Source organism: Streptomyces sp. PTY087I2 (assembly GCF_001687325.1).
Classification (GTDB): Bacteria; Actinomycetota; Actinomycetes; order Streptomycetales; family Streptomycetaceae; genus Streptomyces.
This window is the reverse complement of the sequence record NZ_LZRD01000001.1, coordinates 200,952-217,887: the sequence shown is the minus strand read 5'-3', so window position 1 is coordinate 217,887 and position 16,936 is coordinate 200,952. Positions and strand designations below refer to the sequence as shown.

At 71.8% G+C, this 16,936-nt stretch carries 14 protein-coding genes; 8 read left to right on the top strand and 6 right to left on the bottom strand.

Annotated elements, in window-relative coordinates:
- Positions 1–245: 245 nt before the first annotated feature.
- On the bottom strand, positions 246–1,688 hold the full coding sequence (gene gndA, locus A3Q37_RS00945) for an NADP-dependent phosphogluconate dehydrogenase (RefSeq protein ID WP_065476122.1): 1,443 nt from the start codon (positions 1,686–1,688) through the stop codon (positions 246–248).
- Positions 1,689–1,904: 216 nt separating this feature from the next.
- Positions 1,905–2,447, bottom strand: coding sequence for a DUF5709 domain-containing protein (locus tag A3Q37_RS00940; RefSeq protein ID WP_065476120.1), 543 nt, complete (start codon positions 2,445–2,447; stop codon positions 1,905–1,907).
- A 230-nt stretch (positions 2,448–2,677) separates the two neighbouring features.
- Here A3Q37_RS00940 and A3Q37_RS00935 point away from each other — a divergent pair, with 230 nt between their 5' ends.
- Positions 2,678–3,613, top strand: coding sequence for a hypothetical protein (locus tag A3Q37_RS00935; RefSeq protein ID WP_065476118.1), 936 nt, complete (start codon positions 2,678–2,680; stop codon positions 3,611–3,613).
- A 102-nt stretch (positions 3,614–3,715) separates the two neighbouring features.
- A complete protein-coding gene (locus tag A3Q37_RS00930; RefSeq protein WP_065476115.1) occupies positions 3,716–5,341 on the top strand; it encodes a carboxylesterase/lipase family protein in 1,626 nt (541 codons plus the stop codon).
- Positions 5,342–5,383: 42 nt separating this feature from the next.
- On the opposite strand, the gene A3Q37_RS00925 is transcribed toward A3Q37_RS00930, so the two are convergent.
- Entirely contained in the window at positions 5,384–6,202 is an 819-nt protein-coding gene (locus A3Q37_RS00925) for an ABC transporter ATP-binding protein (RefSeq protein ID WP_065476112.1), read from the bottom strand.
- Positions 6,203–6,322: 120 nt separating this feature from the next.
- Entirely contained in the window at positions 6,323–6,691 is a 369-nt protein-coding gene (locus A3Q37_RS00920) for a hypothetical protein (protein WP_065476109.1), read from the bottom strand.
- 95 nt (positions 6,692–6,786) lie between these two features.
- Here A3Q37_RS00920 and sigJ point away from each other — a divergent pair, with 95 nt between their 5' ends.
- Positions 6,787–7,713 carry an RNA polymerase sigma factor SigJ gene (sigJ, locus tag A3Q37_RS00915; RefSeq protein ID WP_065476106.1) on the top strand — a complete coding sequence of 309 codons (927 nt, stop codon included), beginning with the start codon at positions 6,787–6,789 and terminating at the stop codon, positions 7,711–7,713.
- A gap of 26 nt (positions 7,714–7,739) precedes the next feature.
- Here sigJ and A3Q37_RS00910 read toward each other — a convergent pair whose 3' ends face one another.
- The gene (locus tag A3Q37_RS00910; RefSeq protein WP_065476103.1) at positions 7,740–8,399 is read right to left on the bottom strand and encodes an MSMEG_1061 family FMN-dependent PPOX-type flavoprotein; all 660 of its coding nucleotides are present in this window, start codon (positions 8,397–8,399) and stop codon (positions 7,740–7,742) included.
- Between the two features lie 60 nt (positions 8,400–8,459).
- The gene (locus A3Q37_RS00905) at positions 8,460–9,500 is read right to left on the bottom strand and encodes an SCO7460 family lipoprotein (RefSeq protein ID WP_065476718.1); all 1,041 of its coding nucleotides are present in this window, start codon (positions 9,498–9,500) and stop codon (positions 8,460–8,462) included.
- A gap of 287 nt (positions 9,501–9,787) precedes the next feature.
- Here A3Q37_RS00905 and A3Q37_RS00900 point away from each other — a divergent pair, with 287 nt between their 5' ends.
- The 5 genes from A3Q37_RS00900 to A3Q37_RS00880 all read left to right on the top strand — a co-directional run bounded on the left by A3Q37_RS00900 (position 9,788) and on the right by A3Q37_RS00880 (position 16,830).
- Positions 9,788–10,930: a S1 family peptidase gene (locus A3Q37_RS00900; protein ID WP_176711314.1), complete on the top strand. Its 1,143-nt coding sequence runs from the start codon at positions 9,788–9,790 to the stop codon at positions 10,928–10,930.
- A gap of 393 nt (positions 10,931–11,323) precedes the next feature.
- Positions 11,324–12,445, top strand: coding sequence for a DUF1996 domain-containing protein (locus A3Q37_RS00895; protein ID WP_065476100.1), 1,122 nt, complete (start codon positions 11,324–11,326; stop codon positions 12,443–12,445).
- Between the two features lie 155 nt (positions 12,446–12,600).
- Positions 12,601–14,367 (top strand): discoidin domain-containing protein, encoded by a 1,767-nt coding sequence (locus A3Q37_RS00890; RefSeq protein WP_065476097.1) that lies wholly within the window; start codon positions 12,601–12,603, stop codon positions 14,365–14,367.
- 138 nt (positions 14,368–14,505) lie between these two features.
- The gene (locus A3Q37_RS00885; protein ID WP_065476094.1) at positions 14,506–15,276 is read left to right on the top strand and encodes an isocitrate lyase/phosphoenolpyruvate mutase family protein; all 771 of its coding nucleotides are present in this window, start codon (positions 14,506–14,508) and stop codon (positions 15,274–15,276) included.
- A gap of 264 nt (positions 15,277–15,540) precedes the next feature.
- Positions 15,541–16,830 carry a M20 family metallopeptidase gene (locus A3Q37_RS00880; protein WP_065476091.1) on the top strand — a complete coding sequence of 430 codons (1,290 nt, stop codon included), beginning with the start codon at positions 15,541–15,543 and terminating at the stop codon, positions 16,828–16,830.
- Positions 16,831–16,936 lie beyond the last annotated feature (106 nt).

The following is a 16,936-nucleotide window of genomic DNA, read 5'->3' as shown; positions in this document are numbered from 1 at the left end:
GGGCTCGCAGCCACTAACCCACGCCCCGCCCCCGCCCGCACGCCGGGAGCGCCCGGCCGGGTCAGCCCGCCTCGGGCCGGGGACCGGTCGTGGCGGGCAGCCCGTCTCAGCCTGGGGCCGGTCGTGTCGGGTCAGCCCGCCCTTCGGCCTGGGGCCGGTCGTGTCGGGGCCAGCCTGCCCTTCGGCCTCGGGCCGGTCGTGCCGGGGCCAGCCCGCCTCGGCCTCGTACCGGTCGTCGTGCCGCGTCAGCCCGCCTCGACCTCGGACCGGTCGCCGCCCCAGAGCGTGTGGAACGAACCCTCCCGGTCCGTACGCCGGTAGGTGTGCGCCCCGAAGAAGTCTCGCTGGCCCTGGGTGAGCGCCGCGGGCAGCCGGTCCGCGCGCAGCCCGTCGTAGTACGCGAGCGCGGCGGCGAAGCCCGGCGTCGGCACGCCCTGGCGTACGGCCTCGGCCACCACCGCCCGCCAGTCCTCCTGCGCCGCGCCGATCTCCTGCCCGAACTCCTTGTCGGAGAGCAGGCTGACCAGATCGGGCCGGCTGTCGTACGCGGCGCGGATGCGGTCGAGGAACGCCGCCCGGATGATGCAGCCCGCCCGCCAGATCGCCGCCACGGAGCCGAGGTCGATGTCCCAGTCGTAGGCCTCGCTGCCCGCCCTGATCTGGTGGAACCCCTGCGTGTACGAGACGATCTTGGAGGCGTACAGGGCCTGCTCCACCTGGTCCGCGAACGCCGCCGCTGCCGCCTCGTCGAGCGGCTCGGGCGTGGGCCCCGGCAGGCCGCGCGCCGCCTCCCGCAGATCGGCGTGGCCGGAGAGCGACCGGGCGAAGACCGCCTCGGCGATCCCCGACACCGGAACCCCGAGATCGAGCGCGATCTGTACGGTCCAGCGCCCGGTGCCCTTCTGCTCCGCCCGGTCCTGCACGATGTCGACGAACGGCTTCCCGGTCGCCGCGTCCGTGTGGGCCAGGACCTCCGCCGTGATCTCGATCAGGTACGAGTCGAGCCGGCCGGTGTTCCACGTACGGAAGACGTCGGCGATCCGCGCGGGGGAGTACCCGGCGACGGAGCGCAGCAGGTCGTACGCCTCGGCGATCAGCTGCATGTCCGCGTACTCGATGCCGTTGTGGACCATCTTCACGAAGTGACCCGCGCCGTCCGGGCCGATGTGCGCGGTGCACGGCGTGCCGTCCTTCGCCTGCGCGGCGATCCTCTCCAGCATCGGGCCCAGCGACGCGTAGGACTCCGCCGAGCCGCCCGGCATGATGCTGGGCCCGTTCAGCGCGCCCTCCTCGCCGCCGGAGATGCCCACCCCGACGAAGTGGATCCCGCGCTCGCGCAGCTCCTTCTCGCGGCGGCGGGTGTCCTCGAAGTGGGCGTTCCCGCCGTCGATGATGACGTCGCCCTCCTCCAGCAGCGGCGCGAACTCCTGGATCACCGCGTCGGTGGGATCCCCCGCCTTCACCATGATCACCAGGCGCCGGGGGCGCTCCAGCGCGGCGACGAACTCCTCGGGCGTGCGCGCCGCGACGAACGTTCCCTCGTCGCCGAACTCCTCGACCAGGGCGTCGGTCCGGGACGTGGTGCGGTTGTGCAGGGCGACGGTGAAGCCGTTGCGGGCGAAGTTCCGGGCGAGGTTGCGGCCCATGACCGCGAGTCCGGTGACGCCGATCTGAGCGGTGCCGCTCATCTGTGTGCTCCTGGGGGTCCGAGGGCGGTGGGTGCGTACGCCGCTGCGCTACGGGTGCCGCGCTTCGGGCGCCGCGCTGCGGCCGGAGAAGTACGCCGGGGAGTACGCGGGCGGGTACGTCAGGGAGTACGCCGGTGGGTACGCCAGGGGAGTACGGGCGCGGGGACAGCCGCGTTCAGGGGCGGGCGCTCGCCGACGGCCCGCTCAGGGCGAGGGCTAGGGAGAGGGCGAGGCCGCCGTGCCACCGGTGGCGGAATCGGTCCCGGAGGCGCCCGGGACCGGCGAGGGCTCCAGGAGCGCGTCGTCGTCCCCCGGCTCGGGGATCACATGCATCGCGGCCTCCTCGGCCGACGCCGCCGCCCCGTCGATGCCCACGTCGCTGGCGGTGAGGGTGGCCGGGACGGTGCCCTCCGCCTGCTGGGTCAGCCGCCCGGCGCGGGCGACGCCCACCTCGTTGTCCCAGGGCTCGCCGTCGCCGTCCACGAGATCGCCCACACCGTCGCCGAGAGAGCCGTCAGGCTCGGGAACCTCCCTCGTCAGCCGTGTTTCGAGGGATTCGCCGGTGTGCCGCTCGTTGGCCGTGGTGCCGAGCCCCTCGACCACCCACGGGCGGTCCGGGGGCGCGTAGCCCTCGTCCAGCGGATCGCCGGTGCCGGACGGGTCCATGAGCGTGTCCTCCGCGCCGAGCTGCTCGGCGGGGTCGGAAGCCTCGGGTTCCTGGGGCTGGTAGACGTCGTCCCCCCAGTCGGTGTCGCTCATGGCGCGTCCTTTCCTCCGGGAGTCTCCGGGAGTACCGAATACCACTGTCCCCTGTACGCAATTCCACTCCGGTCCCGCTCCGGCCGCAAAGGGAAGATCGGATTCCGGTGCCCTGAGCGGGTGGCACGAAACGGTCCGTACGCAGGTGGCGCCCCGTTCCGCGGCGTACGCAGACTCTTGGGACGCCGGGCTGTTCGAATCGTCGAACAGCCCGGCATAGGGTGATCTCCATGGGGAACGGACAGCAGTCGCCCGGGGGCGATCACCAGCAGCAGGGACCATGGCAGCCGTACGCGGGACAGCCGCCCGCTCCCGGGGGAGGCGCGACCTGGACCGGGCACCCCGGCCCGGCCCCGTCCCCGTCGCCGTCCCCGTCCGGTGGCGGTAGCCGCCGTAGCTCGGTCATCGCCGTCGTCGCGGCCACCGCCGTCGTGCTGGCCGCCGGGATCACCGGATTCCTGGTGCTCGGCGGCGACGGGGACGACGGAAAGCCGGCCGCGGGGCCCACCGGGACGGACACCGTCCCGCCGTCCGCGTCCCCGGGGGAGGCCCGGGACGGAGCCGAGTCCGCGCCCCTCGTGCCCGGCTGGAAGACGGTGATCAACCCCAAGCGCGGCATCGCCTTCGACGTGCCGGTGGACTGGGCGGTGAAGTCGTCCGGCTGGGTGACGTACGTCGCGGAGAACGGCGACCCCGAGGAGACCCCGCTCGTCGGATTCGCCGCCCCGGCGATCCTCAAGGAGAAGTGGTGCCGGTCCGACGACGACGGCAACGGCATCCAGGAGGACACCCCGCTGGCCTCCGTGGGCTCCCGGGCCGAGCCCGACGCCCGCGACACCGCGGAGGCGGCCCGGGAGAACGCCCGCCTGTGGGTCTACGGCAGCTACGCCCAGCCGGCGAAGGACAAGATCACCACCGGGGCCGCGAAGCCGTTCACCACGAAGTCCGGTCTCACCGGGAGCGTGGCGACGGCGACCTCGACCGGCGTCGACGGGACGGGCCGTTGCACCCACGACGGCAAGGCGACCGCGTTCGCCTTCGAGAATCCGGCGGGGGAGACACTCTCCTGGACGTTCGTCGGGGGCCGCGGCGTCGCCGACGAGGTGCCCGAGCCGACCGTGCGGAAGATTCTCGGCACGGTCCGGCTCATTGACGGCACATCCTGACCGCCTCGAAGATCAACTCACTGGCGGCGGCGCCGGTGACCTGCGATCCTGGCCCGGCCGCGCCGAACGCCGGACGGGGCAGGAGCGGGGGAATCGGTAGCTGTGGACGTCTTCACGACGAAGTCCGGAACGGTACGGGGGCGGCGCGCCGAGCGGGATCCCGGCATCGTCGTCGTACGCGGACTCCCGTACGCGGCACCGCCGTTCGGCACCCTGCGCTTTCGGGAGCCGCGGCCGCCGGACCCCTGGGACGGCGTACGCGACTGCACCGCTTTCGGCCCGGTGGCCCCGCAGTCGGCCGAACTGCCGGGCGCGCCCGTCTGGTCACCCGGTGACGAGGACATCCTCACGCTGAACATCTGGACGCCCGCCGAGGACCCGGGCGACCTGCCCGTGCTGGTCTGGATCCACGGCGGCGCGTACGTCTTCGGCTCCTCGGCCCAGCCCGACTTCGACGGCACCGCGCTGGCGGGCGAAGGGCTCGTCGTCGTGACCCTCAACAGCCGCCTCGGCTTCGAGGGATTCGGGCATGTCCCCGATGCCGATGCCGACATGCCCGACGCCGAGGTCGAAACCGACACCGACACCGCAAGCGGCTTCGCGGCCTTCCCCGACAACCGGGGTCTCCTCGACCAGATCGCCGCCCTGGAATGGGTCCGCGACAACATCGCCGCGTTCGGCGGCTCGCCCGACCGGGTCACCCTGGCCGGGCAGTCCTCGGGCGCGACCTCCGTGGCCTGCCTGACGGTGGCCGACCGGGCACGCGGCCTGTTCCGCCGCGCCGTCCTGCACAGCGCCGTCAACGCCTTCGCGACGCGGGAACAGGCGGCCCGCACCACCGCCGAAGTCGCTGCCGAGGCCGGGGTGCCCGCCACCCGCGCCGGGCTGCTCGCCGCCCCGCCCGAGGCCCTCGTGGCCGCCACGGACCGGGTGTGCGCGCGGTATGCACAGGACCCCGCCTCGGGGCAGCGCCACTACGACCCGGCGATCTACGGTCCGGTCGCCGACGGGGTCCTCCTGACCGCCGACCCGCTGGCGGCGCTGGCGGCCGGAGCGGGCGGCGCGGTGGAGCTGCTGGTCTGCCACACCACGGAGGAGTACTGGCTCCTGGACGCGGTCGGCAGCAGCGCGAAGATCACGACAGAGGAGCAACTGGCCGCCTTCGCCGCCGACTTCGGGCTCCCGGCCCCGCTCGTCGAGGGCCACCGCGAACGGCTGCCGGACGCGCCGGTGCTCGATGTCTACCTGTCCCTCTACTCCGGCCTCCTGTTCGCCGAGTACAGCTCCCGCCTCGCCGAGGCCCACGCCCGGGCGGGCGGCCGGGCCTTCCTCGCCCGCTTCGACCGCCGCCGGGACCGTGCGGGGCAGCGGGTCCGCGCCTGGCACTGCGCGGACGTCCCGTTCGCCTTCGGCAACCTCCACGAGGAGTCCGTCCACTTCCTCGTAGGCGGCCCGCCCGGCGAGGCCGACGAGGAGCTTTCGCGGCGGATGACCGGTGCCTGGGCCGGGTTCGCCGCCCAGGGCGACCCGGGCTGGGAGCCTCTGGACGGACCTGCCGGGAGCGGTGCGACGGTACGGGTCTGGCGTACGGCGGCGGAAGAGGGCCCCGATGGGGAAGCGGCCGAGCGCCGTCGGGCGGCGGCCGGGCCGGCCGGGGACGTCTCCGGGGCGCGGGACGGCTTCCGTGATCTGTGGCGTACCGCCGGCCTGCCCCTGCTGGCTCCCTGAGCCGACCGATCCGGCGGGGCCGTCCGCGTAAGCCGTCGTCGCCTAGGCCTGGCCGTCGGCGCGTGCCAGCCAGCGGCCGGCGTGCCGGGTCACCTCGATGGGGCGGCCGAAGCAGGCGCTCATGCGCTCGGCCGTGAGGACGTCCTCGATCGCCCCGCGCGCCAGGACGCGCCCCTCGCGCAGGAGCAGGGCGTGCCCGATCGCCGGGGACAGCTCCTCCAGGTGGTGGGTGACGGTCACCGTCGACAACTCGGGCCGGGCCGAGGCGAGATGGCGCATCGTGTCGATGAGGTCCTCGCGCGAGGGCAGGTCGAGCGCGTTGAACGGCTCGTCGAGCAGCAGCAGCGCCGGGTCCGCCATGAGGGCACGGGCGATGAGGATCCGGGCCCGCTGACCACCCGAGCAGACGCCGTACTCGCGGTCGGCGAGGTCCTTGATCTGGAGTTCGGCGAGCAGCGCGTGGGCCCGCTCGCGCACCTCGCCGTCGTACTTCCTCCACAGCGGCTGGACCGTGCCGGTGTGGCCGGTGAGGACGACTGCGTGGCCGGTCAGGTCGCCCGGGACGCGCTGGGAGGTGGAGACATGACCGATGAGGGCGCGCAGGTCCCGTACGTCGACGCGGCCGAGCCGGTGGCCGAGGACCTCGACCGTGCCGGCCGTCGGGAAGGCGATGGCGCCGACGAGACGCAGGACACTGGTCTTCCCCGCCCCGTTGGGGCCGAGCAGCGCCCAGTGCTCGCCGGACCGCACGGCCCAGTCGACGGCGTCCAGGATGACCTGACCGCCCGCGTGGCGGCGCATGCTCACGCCGTCGAGGGCGGCGACCACGCGCCTGTGACTGGTGCCGGTGTTCCCGTCCATGGCGTCGGTCAGCCCCTTCGCTCGGTGTGTACCGCACGAAGGGTAGCTGTAGACGGCATTTACCCGCGTGGGTGACTGCATCGTGGAATCGGGGCCGTGGTGTGCGCGGCCCCGAGGGCTTCAGCGCCGGGCCAGCGCCAGCACGCTCAGCCCGAACATCAGGACGCCCAGAGGCAGATGGACCGACGGTAGGTGCGCGATGCCGACCGCCACCTGGACCGAGGCGAGGACCAGGAAGCCGACGGCGTGCCCGACGGGCCGGGGCGAGCCGCCGCCCGGCTTCCACGCCAGCACGGCGGCGAGCACGTACAGCATCGACGCCCCGTACATCACGCGCGCCCCGACGCTGTGCAGGACCTCCCCGTAGGCCGACGTCATCAGCAGTCCGGAGGAGACCGCCTGAAGGAAGATGGTCAGGGTCTGGAGGGCGATCGCGATCCGCAGGAACGAGAAGCCGCTGCGCTGTGCCGTCACTCGGGTGGTCGTCATGCCATGCCCCCATTTCCCGCCCGTGGGCGGTAGATCGATAAGGTCTCACCAAACCGACGAGATGGGCCCGCGAAAGGTAAGGCGAGGGGGCGGTCGTGAGCAGGGGAACGGCGGGGACGCGTGCCGACGCGATAGCCGGTGAGCGGCGCCAACTGCTCAATGTCGCCTACCGGTTGCTCGGCTCGGTCGCCGAGGCCGAGGACGCCGTCCAGGAGGCGTACACCCGCTGGTACGCGCTGCCGCGCGGCCGGCAGGGCGAGATCGCGTCCCCCGGCGCCTGGCTGACGACGGTCACCGGCCGCATCTGCCTGGATGTGCTCGGCTCGGCACGGGCCCGGCGGGAACGCTATGTGGGCGCGTGGCTGCCCGATCCGCTGCCCGACCGCGCCGAATGGGGTCCCGGCCCGGGCGCGGACCTCGCCGACCCGGCCGACCAGCTGGTCCTGGACGAGTCGGTGACCATGGCCTTCCTCGTCGTCCTGGAGTCGATGACACCCGCCGAGCGCGTCGCGTTCGTCCTGCACGATGTGTTCCGCTACCCGTTCGCCGAGATCGCCGCCGTCCTCGGCCGTACCCCCGCGGCCTGCAAGCAACTGGCCGCGTCCGCCCGGCGCCGGGTGCGCGACGCACGGGCTCCGGCGTCGGTGGCGGAGGCCGGGCGGGCCGACGCGGTGCGGCAGGTCAAAGAGGCGTGGGAGAGCAAGGACATCGCCGCCCTCGTCGACCTCCTCGACCCGGCCGCCGTGATGACCGCCGACGGCGGCGGCCTGGCCGGAGCCGCCCTGCGGCCGGTCGAGGGAGGCGCGCGCATCGCCCACTACATGGTCGCCATCGCCGACAAGGCTCCGGGGCTCGAACTCCTGGAGCGGTCGGTCAACGGCGTGCCGGGCCTGGTGGCCCGGCGCGACGGCGTCGTCATGACCGTGGCGTCGTTCGACGTCGCCGACGGCCGTGTCACCCGGATCTGGGCGGTCCGCAACCCGGAGAAGCTACGGCCGTGGGCACGCCATGACACGGCGTAGGGCGTGACCGGCGAACAGGGCGCCTCCTACTCGTACCGGTACTTCAGCGATTCCGCCTCCCGCTGCTCGATGTCGGCGATCGTCAGCCCCGGCGTCCGCAGCTGCGCCAGCGTCACCTCGGCCGAGGTCGGCTGGGCGTCCGCCGGCAGCCACTGCTCCGGCTTCCAGGCCCCGCTGCGCATCAGCGACTTCGGGCAGTGCGGGTAGACCTCCTCGATCCCGATCACCAGGGCGCTGGCCGGAGGCTTGCCCACGGGGGTCAGCTGTGACAGCAGCTCCGGGCGGGTGGAGACACAGGCCCGGCCGTTCACCCGGAGCGTCGTGGTGCGCCCCGGGATGAAGAACAGCAGCCCGGCCCGTCCGGTGGCGATGACGTTCTGGAGGGTGTCCAGCCGCTTGTTGCCGGTCGCGTCGGGTATCGCCACCGTGCGTGCGTCCAGGACGGAGACGAACCCGGCGGGGCCGCCGCGCGGCGAGACGTCACAGTTGCCCTCGGCGTCCGCGCTGGCGACCAGGACCAGTGACGAGCATCCGATCAACCGCTGTGTCTGCTCGGTGAGTTCGGTCATCTGCTTGCGTACGGCCGCGGCCCCGGGCAGCTCGTAGGCCCGGCGCAGCGCCTCCTGGTCGGCCACGGCGTCGAGCCGGAGCGAGTCGAAAGCGCTGCCTGCTAGGAGTGTCGTCATGCCTCCGACCCTAGCGAGCCGGCCCGCTGTCGGCTTCGACCGGCTGGCACGGCCGGTCCGTCAGTACGGTGGCAGCCGCAGCGCCCCCGTGCCCTCGCGCACGTCGTGGACGAGGCGGATCTTCCCCACCGGATTGCCGCGCCCGTCCGTGGTCACCAGGGCCGCGTCGTCGGGGTTGACGCACTGCCCGCGCGCCCCCGGCTCGGGGCAGAACAGGACGTAGCCGGTCTGGCGGTCGACGCGGCCCGGCTCCAGCTGCCAGATCCACTGGTAGGTGCTCATGACCACCCGGGGGTAGGTGGCGCGCAGTTGCTCCTTCACCGCGTTCTGCACCGTCTCGCCGAACTTCTCGCGCTCCCGGAACGGGCGGACCACCCGGGCGCGGCCCGTCGTGTCGACCCGGCCCGCCTCGATGTCGTAACTCGCCGAGACGTAGGCGCGCTTGTTGAGCGAGGCCAGCAGGTTCGTCCGGGTCAGCCGCATCACCGTGGGCCAGGAGGCCTTGCCCCGGTCACGCCGGTCGGCGACGGACGGGGAGACCACGTTCACGTACGAGGCCTGAGCCTTCGCCAACGCGCTGTCCGCCCCGCTCGCGGTGACCCACCGCTGCACGCACTCCCCGATCTCACCGAGCACCTTCGCCACGGTGGCGTTCGTCAGCTCGGCCACCACGTAGGGCGAAGTGCCCGTCGTGCCCAGGGCGATGACCTCGTAACCACAGGCGTCGAAGGCGCCTTTGAGCGTACGGAAGTCCTCGGCCTGCTGCCGCCCGCGCTGCACGGCCTCGGCCAGTACGCCCGCGCACTCCTTCCGGTCGCACATGCCCCGGTCCGCCGCGTCCGCGTCGATGCGGAGCCGGACCATGGCGTCGCGGTCGTCGGTCACCGCGAACGTGACCTCCGAGCCGCCGGAACCCGGAAAGAGCGTGCGGGCCCCGACCGTCTTGAGCTGCCCGGGGAAGTGCTTCTCGGCCAGCTCCTCCGCCGCCCTGCGGTCGTCCTTCGTGTCCACCACGCCGCACGCGCCCACCAGCACGACCAGCGAACCCGCCAGCGCGCCGGTGAGCGCGGCTCTCCACCCTCTGCGGCGTGATCCGGCCATGATCTGCTCCTCCACCTGGTCCTGCCGTCCGGTCCTGCTCCGTATTCCTGTGACCGTACGACCAGTCTCCGCGGGGCGGATGAGTACGCCTACTCAACCCTGCCGCGCACAGCGCCCCGAACCCCTCCCGCACACCTCCTGTCATTGGCATGGACCTGACTCTTGAACTCCGCTACAGTCCGGGAACGGCACATCTGAGAGCGCTCTCAAAAGCACGATCGGATCGCGCTCCCGGACGCCTCCCGTTCCACCCCCACGTCGTTGGAACAACAGGAAGGGTCACTCCCTTGAGACACGCAACCCTGCTGCGGACCGGTCTGTCCGCGCTCCTGGTACTCGGAGCCTGGACCGCCGCCGGTCCGGTGTCCGCCTCCGCCGCGCCCGCCCCCGCCGAACCCGCCGCCTCCGCCGCCCTGCTCTCCGCGATGCAGCGCGACCTCGGCCTCACCGAGAAGCAGGCCCTCACCCGGCTCGCCGACGAGAAGGCCGCCACCGCCCTGGAGAAGAAGGCGCAGCGCGCCGCCGGCTCCGCCTTCGGGGGCTCCTGGCTCGACGCGAAGACCGGCAAACTGACCGTCGCGGTCACCACCGCGGACAAGGCCGAGGCCGTACGGGCGACCGGTGCCGACACCCGGCTCGTCGAGCACTCGGCCAAGAGCCTCGACGCGGCCAAGGCGCGGATCGACGCTCTGAAGGCCCCGTCCGGTGTGAGCAGCTGGCACGTCGACCCGGCCACCAGTCGCGTCGTCGTGAACGTCGTCGCCGCAGAGCAGACTGACAACGATGTCCGCGCCTTTGTCGCCAAGGCCCGCAAGGCCGGTCCCGTCACCGTGAAGACGGCCGCCGAGGCTCCGCAGACCTTCGCCGCCGGAACGGTCGGTGGCGACCCGTACTACACGGGCAACGTCCGCTGCTCCATCGGCTTCTCCGTGCACGGCGGCTTCGTCACCGCCGGGCACTGCGGCGGCACCGGCCAGCAGGTCCGCGGCTGGGACAACTCCTACATCGGCAACTTCCAGGGCTCGTCCTTCCCCGGTGACGACTACGCCTGGGTGAACGTCGGCAGCGGCTGGTGGACCGTCCCGGTCGTGCTCGGCTGGGGCACCGTTCCGGACCAGCTCGTCCGTGGCTCGAACGAGGCCCCGATCGGCGCCTCGATCTGCCGCTCCGGGTCCACCACGCGCTGGCACTGCGGCCGCGTCCTCGCCAAGAACGAGACCGTCAACTACAGCCAGGGCGCCGTCCACCAGATGACCAAGACGAGCGTCTGCGCCGAGGGCGGCGACTCCGGCGGCTCGTTCATCAGCGGTGACCAGGCCCAGGGCGTCACCTCCGGCGGCTGGGGCAACTGCACCAGCGGCGGCGAGACCTGGTACCAGCCGATCAACGAGATCCTCAACCGGTACGGGCTGACCCTGCACACGGCGTGATCCCGGGAAGCCGCCCCGCCGTCCTCCCCGGCGAAGCGGGCCCCGGCGGTACGACGTAGGACCAGTGAGCGGCCCCGCCGGTGTGCGGGGCCGCTTCCGTGTGCCCGCACCCCTGGGGGTGCGGGCGGCCCGTGAGCGTGGAGCCCCGGGCCGACTCGTACCCTCACCGCCCAACAGCCCTTGGGCGGTGCATCGTTCACAAGCTATTGACACCTTCTCAGCCTCGGCGCAACACTGGCACCGCTTTGGAGAGCGCTCTCCCAGAGGGATCCCGCGGTCCGCCGGCCTCGTGACGCGCAGGGTGGAGTCTCTTCCCGGCTGCACCGTCCAGCTCACCCTTTCCCCCCACCGTGCACCCGAAGTGCAGGGATGAAGAGCGGCATGGAGGTCCCTATGGTGACAAGACTCAACCGAACAACCCTGGTGTCTGTGCTGGTCGTGGCCACCGCCCTGGCGCTGGTCGCGCTCGGACTGTCCGCGATCGCGAGCGCCGGGCCGACCGCCGCCGACGCGGCCCCGGAGGTGGCCGGCAAGCCCGCCGCCGCCTCGCACGTCATGCAGGGGCACAAGATGGCGCCGGCCAAGCCCGTGGCCTTCGGGGACGACCCCGACGGCGACGGCTACATACCCGCGGACCCGCCGGTCACGGGCGTGGAGCCGTCCGACGAGATCCCGCCGCACCGCTACTTCCACGAGTTCCAGGCGAACTGCTCGGTCAACCACACGGCTCCGGACGACCCGATCGTCTATCCGGGGCAGGCCGGCGCCTCGCACGACCACACGTTCATGGGCAACGACACCACGAACGCGAACAGCACCACCGCGTCCCTGAGCGCCGGCGGCACCAAGTGCCTGGCGCCCGGCGACCTGTCCGCGTACTGGATGCCGACCCTCTACAACGGGGACGAGGAGGTCCGCCCGGTCGGTCCCCAGACCATCTACTACAAGGCCGGAGTCACCGACTACCGCACCGTGCGGCCCTTCCCCAAGGGGCTGCGGTTCGTCGTCGGCAGCCCCACGCAGACCGCCGAGGAGTTCCGCAACCACCCCGGCATGGTCGAGGGGTACGAGTGCGGCGAGAGCTACCACAACTACGACTTCCCGGCCGCCTGCCCGACCAGCCAGGACACCCAGCTCAACCTGCGTATGCAGGCACCCAGTTGCTGGGACGGCAAGTATCTGGACACCCCCGACCACAAGGCCCACATGGCCTACCCGGTCGTGATGGGGGCCAACCAGGACGTCTGCCCGCCGAGCCACCCGGTCGCCCTGCCGATGATCGAGTTCAAGATGGCGTGGCCGGTCAACGGTGACATGTCGCAGGTGAGACTGGCCAGCGGCACCGGCCACTCCTTCCACTACGACTTCTTCAACGCCTGGGACGACGCCACGCTCGACGCCCTGGTCGACCACTGCATCGTCGGTGCTCTCCAGTGCAACGCCCGTGGCTACGACGAGAACAACCCGGGCGAGGGCGCGGTCCTCGACGAGAACTACGAACTGCCCCGAGCCTGACCCCTGGGCCCTGCGCCCTGACCCCGCCCCATCGCGCTCTCCCTCACGGGTGTACCGCGCCCACGAGGGAGAGCGCTCTCCAACCTTTCCCGCCCCCCCGGCATCCCACCCGCACCCGCACCCGCACCCGACTCCTGTGAGGAGCTTCTCCCCCCATGATCACGTCCCGATCTCGACGACCGGCCCGCCCCCGGGGCCGTACCACCGCACGCCTCGCCGTCGCCGGTCTGCTGGCCGCCGCGGCGGCCGCCCTTCCGGTCCCGGCCGCCCAGGCCGCCGGAAGCGTGGTGAAGGTGACCGGCTCCCAGGGCGCCTGGCAGCTGACCGTGGACGGTGCCCCGTACACCGTGAAGGGCCTGACCTGGGGTCCGTCCGTCGCGGACGCCGGGCAGTACATGCCCGATGTGAAGTCGATGGGCGTCAACACCATCCGTACGTGGGGCACCGACGCCACCACGAAGCCCCTGCTGGACAGCGCGGCCGCGAACGGCATCAAGGTGATCGCCGGGTTCTGGCTCCAGCCGGGCGGCGGCCCCGGCAGCGGCGGCTGTGTGAACTACCTGACGGACACCGCGTACAAGGAGGACATGCTCGCCGAGTTCCCGAAGTGGGTGGAGGCCTACAAGGACCATGAGGGCGTCCTCATGTGGAACGTCGGCAACGAGTCGGTGCTCGGCCTACAGAACTGCTACAGCGGCGACGAGCTGGAGCGGCAGCGCGACGCGTACACCACCTTCGTCAACGAGGTCGCCAAGAAGATCCACGCGGTCGACCCGAACCACCCGGTCACCTCCACCGACGCCTGGACCGGGGCCTGGCCGTACTACAAGAAGAACGCGCCCGACCTCGATCTGTACGCCGTGAACTCCTACGACGCGGTCTGCGACATCCGCGCCACCTGGGAGAGCGGCGGCTACGACAAGCCCTACATCGTCACCGAGGGCGGGCCCGCCGGAGAATGGGAGGTCCCGGACGACGCCAACGGCATCCCGGACGAACCCACCGACGTGGCGAAGGCGGAGGGCTACCAGCGGGCCTGGGACTGCGTCACCGGGCATCAAGGGGTGTCGCTCGGGGCCACGCTGTTCCACTACGGCACCGAGTACGATTTCGGCGGCGTCTGGTTCAACCTGCTTCCGGCGGGCCAGAAGCGGCTCTCGTACTACGCGGTGAAGGAGGCGTACGGAGCGGACACCTCCGGTGACAACACCCCGCCGGTGATCAGCGGTATGACCGTCGACAACGCCTCCGCCGTCGAGGCGGGCAAGCCGTTCACGTTCAGGGCGTCCGTCTCCGACCCGGACGGCGACGCGCTCACCCACCAGGTGCTGGTCAACTCCAAGTACATCGACGACAGCGGCCAGTTGACGGACGCCGACTTCACCGACCGGGGTGACGGCACCTTCGAGGTCACCGCGCCGGACAGGCTCGGCGTCTGGAAGGTCTACCTCAAGTCGAGCGACGGGAAGGGCAACGTCGGCATCGAGACGAAGTCCTTCACGGTGGTTCCGCCGAAGGTCGACGGGGTGAACCTGGCATCGGGCAAGCCCGCCGAGGCCTCGTCGTTCCAGCCGGACAGCGTCGGCTGCCCCTGCCCGCCGGCCAACGCCGTCGACGGCTCGTTCGACACCCGCTGGGCCAGCGAGTGGGCCGACCAGCAGTGGATCCAGGTCGACCTGGGCGCGACCACCTCCTTCGACCACGTCCAACTGGCCTGGGAGGCCGCCTACGCCAAGGCGTACACGGTCCAGACCTCGGACAACGGCCAGGACTGGAACACCGTCCACACCGAGACGGCGGGCAACGGCGGCATCGATGACATCCCGGTCACCGGCAACGCGCGCTATGTCCGGGTGAGCGCCTCTGAGCGCGGCACCCCGTGGGGCTACTCGCTCTACGAGTTCGGCGTCTACCGGAGCTGATCCGACGGGGCCCGCGAGCCCTCCGCGCCGTCCCATCCCCGCTGTCGGCGCGGCGGGAGCCCGCGGCGGCCACGGACATCCGTGGCCGCCGCGGGCTCGTCACGTCGTTCTCGGGCGATGCGGGGTAGCGTCCTCGGCATGGACTCTCGAACCACCGTCGAGCGCGCTCAGCGCCTCAAGCAACTGCACGCCGAACACCAGCCGTTCGTGCTGCCCACCGTCTGGGACGTCTGGTCCGCGCGGACCGCGGTCGCTGCCGGCTTCCCCGCGCTGACCATCGGCAGCCACCCCCTCGCCGACTCCCGGGGGGCCGAGGACCAGGAGGGCCAGACCTTCGAGGAGGTGCTCGCCGCCGTCAGGCCGATCATCGCGGCGGTCGACGTCCCCGTCTCCGTGGACCTGGAGTCCGGCTACGGCCAGAAGCCCGCGGATCTCGTCGCCGGTCTCATCGAGGTCGGCGGTGTCGGTCTCAACATCGAGGACACCGTCCACTCGGAGGGCGGACGCGTGCGCAGCACACAGGAGCACGCGAGCTACGTCGCGGGTCTGCGCGCGGCGGCCGACGACGCGGGCGTCCCGGTCTGGGTCAACGGCCGCACCGACCTCTTCGTCCACGCGGAGAATCCCGCCGACGTCCTCGACGAGGTCATCGAGCGACTGCGCGCCCTGGAGCAGGCCGGCGCCGACAGCGTCTACCCGGTCAAGATCCAGGACAACGACGAGCTGCTCGCGGCGGTGACCGCCGCCGTCACCGTTCCCGTGAACACCACGGCACACCCCGTGAAGCACGACCTGGAGCGCTTCCGCCGCCTCGGCATCGGCAGGATCACCTACGGCCCGCTGCTGCAATTCGCGCTGACGGACGCGATGAAGGACATGCTGAAGCCGTGGGCGCCCCAGGGGGTATAGCGAAACCGGTCGACCACCGCGAGCGGCGCGCGCAAGGAGGGCTCCCGGTCTTCCGTTGCGCGGTCGCCCGTCCTTGCAGCAGGGATCGCAGCCGAGAGTGTCGGTACCCGAGTCCGGTCACCGCACCGCCTCACGGATGAAGATCCACTTCCGGCAGGCAGCCCTGACCGTGCCGTCACCCGTTTGCACTGCGAGCGATGGTGGCGCGGTGGGGCGGCCCGTAGCTTCCGAATGTCAGCAAGCTCGACTTCGAGGAGCTGGAACATGAGCGGTGATCCGATCCACGCCGAGCTCGACGAACAAGCCGAGGTAGTCGAGCAGCAGGTCATCGAGTGGCGACACCATCTCCACCAGAACCCGGAGCTGTCCAACCGCGAGGTCGACACGGCCAAGCTGATCACGGACCACCTGACCTCCCTGAACCTCGACGAGGTCCGTACCGGCATCTCTGGACACGGTGTCGTCGGCGTACTCAGGGGAGGCAAGCCCGGCGACCGGGTCGTCGCGCTGCGCGCCGACATCGACGCCCTGCCGGTCAAGGAGGACAGCGGCGAGAGCTTCGCCTCCACGGTCGTGGACCAGGACTATCCCGGCGGTCCGTTCCCGGTCGCGCACGCCTGCGGCCACGACGGGCACACCGCCATGCTGCTGGGCGCCGCCACCGTCCTGGCCGAAGTCCGCGAGCAGCTGCCAGGCACCGTGCTGTTCGTCTTCCAGCCCGCCGAGGAAGGCGCGCCGGCCGGGGAGTCCTCCGGGGCGAAGCAGATGATCGACGAGGGGGCGTGCAACGACCCCGCGCCCACGATGGCGTTCGGCATGCACCTGGGTCCGCTGCCCAGCGGATACGTCGGCTACCGGGTCGGTAACCAGTTCGGCGCCTCCAGCATGGTCAAGATCGTGCTCACCGGGCAGCAGGTCCACGGCTCCACCCCGTGGATGGGCGTCGACCCCATGCCCGCGGCCGGCGCGATCACGGTGGGCGTCGGACAGCTCTACCGGCAGGTGTCCGCCTTCGACCCGATCACCGTGACCATCGGGCACATCGAGGACGTCGGCCGCTTCAACATCGTGCCCGGGACAGTCACCCTGTGGGGCACCATCCGCTGCTCGGTCGAGGAGGACATGGCCGACATCCAGAAGCGGCTGACGACCCTGGCCGAGCAGACGGCCGCAGCGTACGGATGCACCGCCGAAGTCACCTATCTCCAGGACGTGCCCGCGGTGCACAACCTCAAGAAGTGGACGGACGCGGTCCTGCCCACCGTCAGGAGCGTCGTCGGCGCCGAGAAGGTCTTCGACACCCCACCGACCCTCGGGTACGACGACGTCTCCGAATTCGTCAACAAGTACGGCGGCGTGTACCTCATGCTCGGCGCGCAGGACGGCGAGCTGACCGACGACGGCACCGTGGTGCCCACCTCCGGCGGGCGCGGCCTCGTCCCCAACCACAACCCGCGCTTCTACGTCAACGACGACGCCCTCACGCAAGGCGTGCGCCTCCACTGCCATGTCGCCTACGACCACCTGAACGGCACGATCACCCCTGCCGAGTAGAGCGAGTCCGCCGCCCCCCCCGGGGCCCGGCCTGCCTCCGCGGTGAGGCGGCAGGCCGGACGTACCCCTGTTCGGGCCGCTGCGCCGGTCGGCACGGGAAACGAAC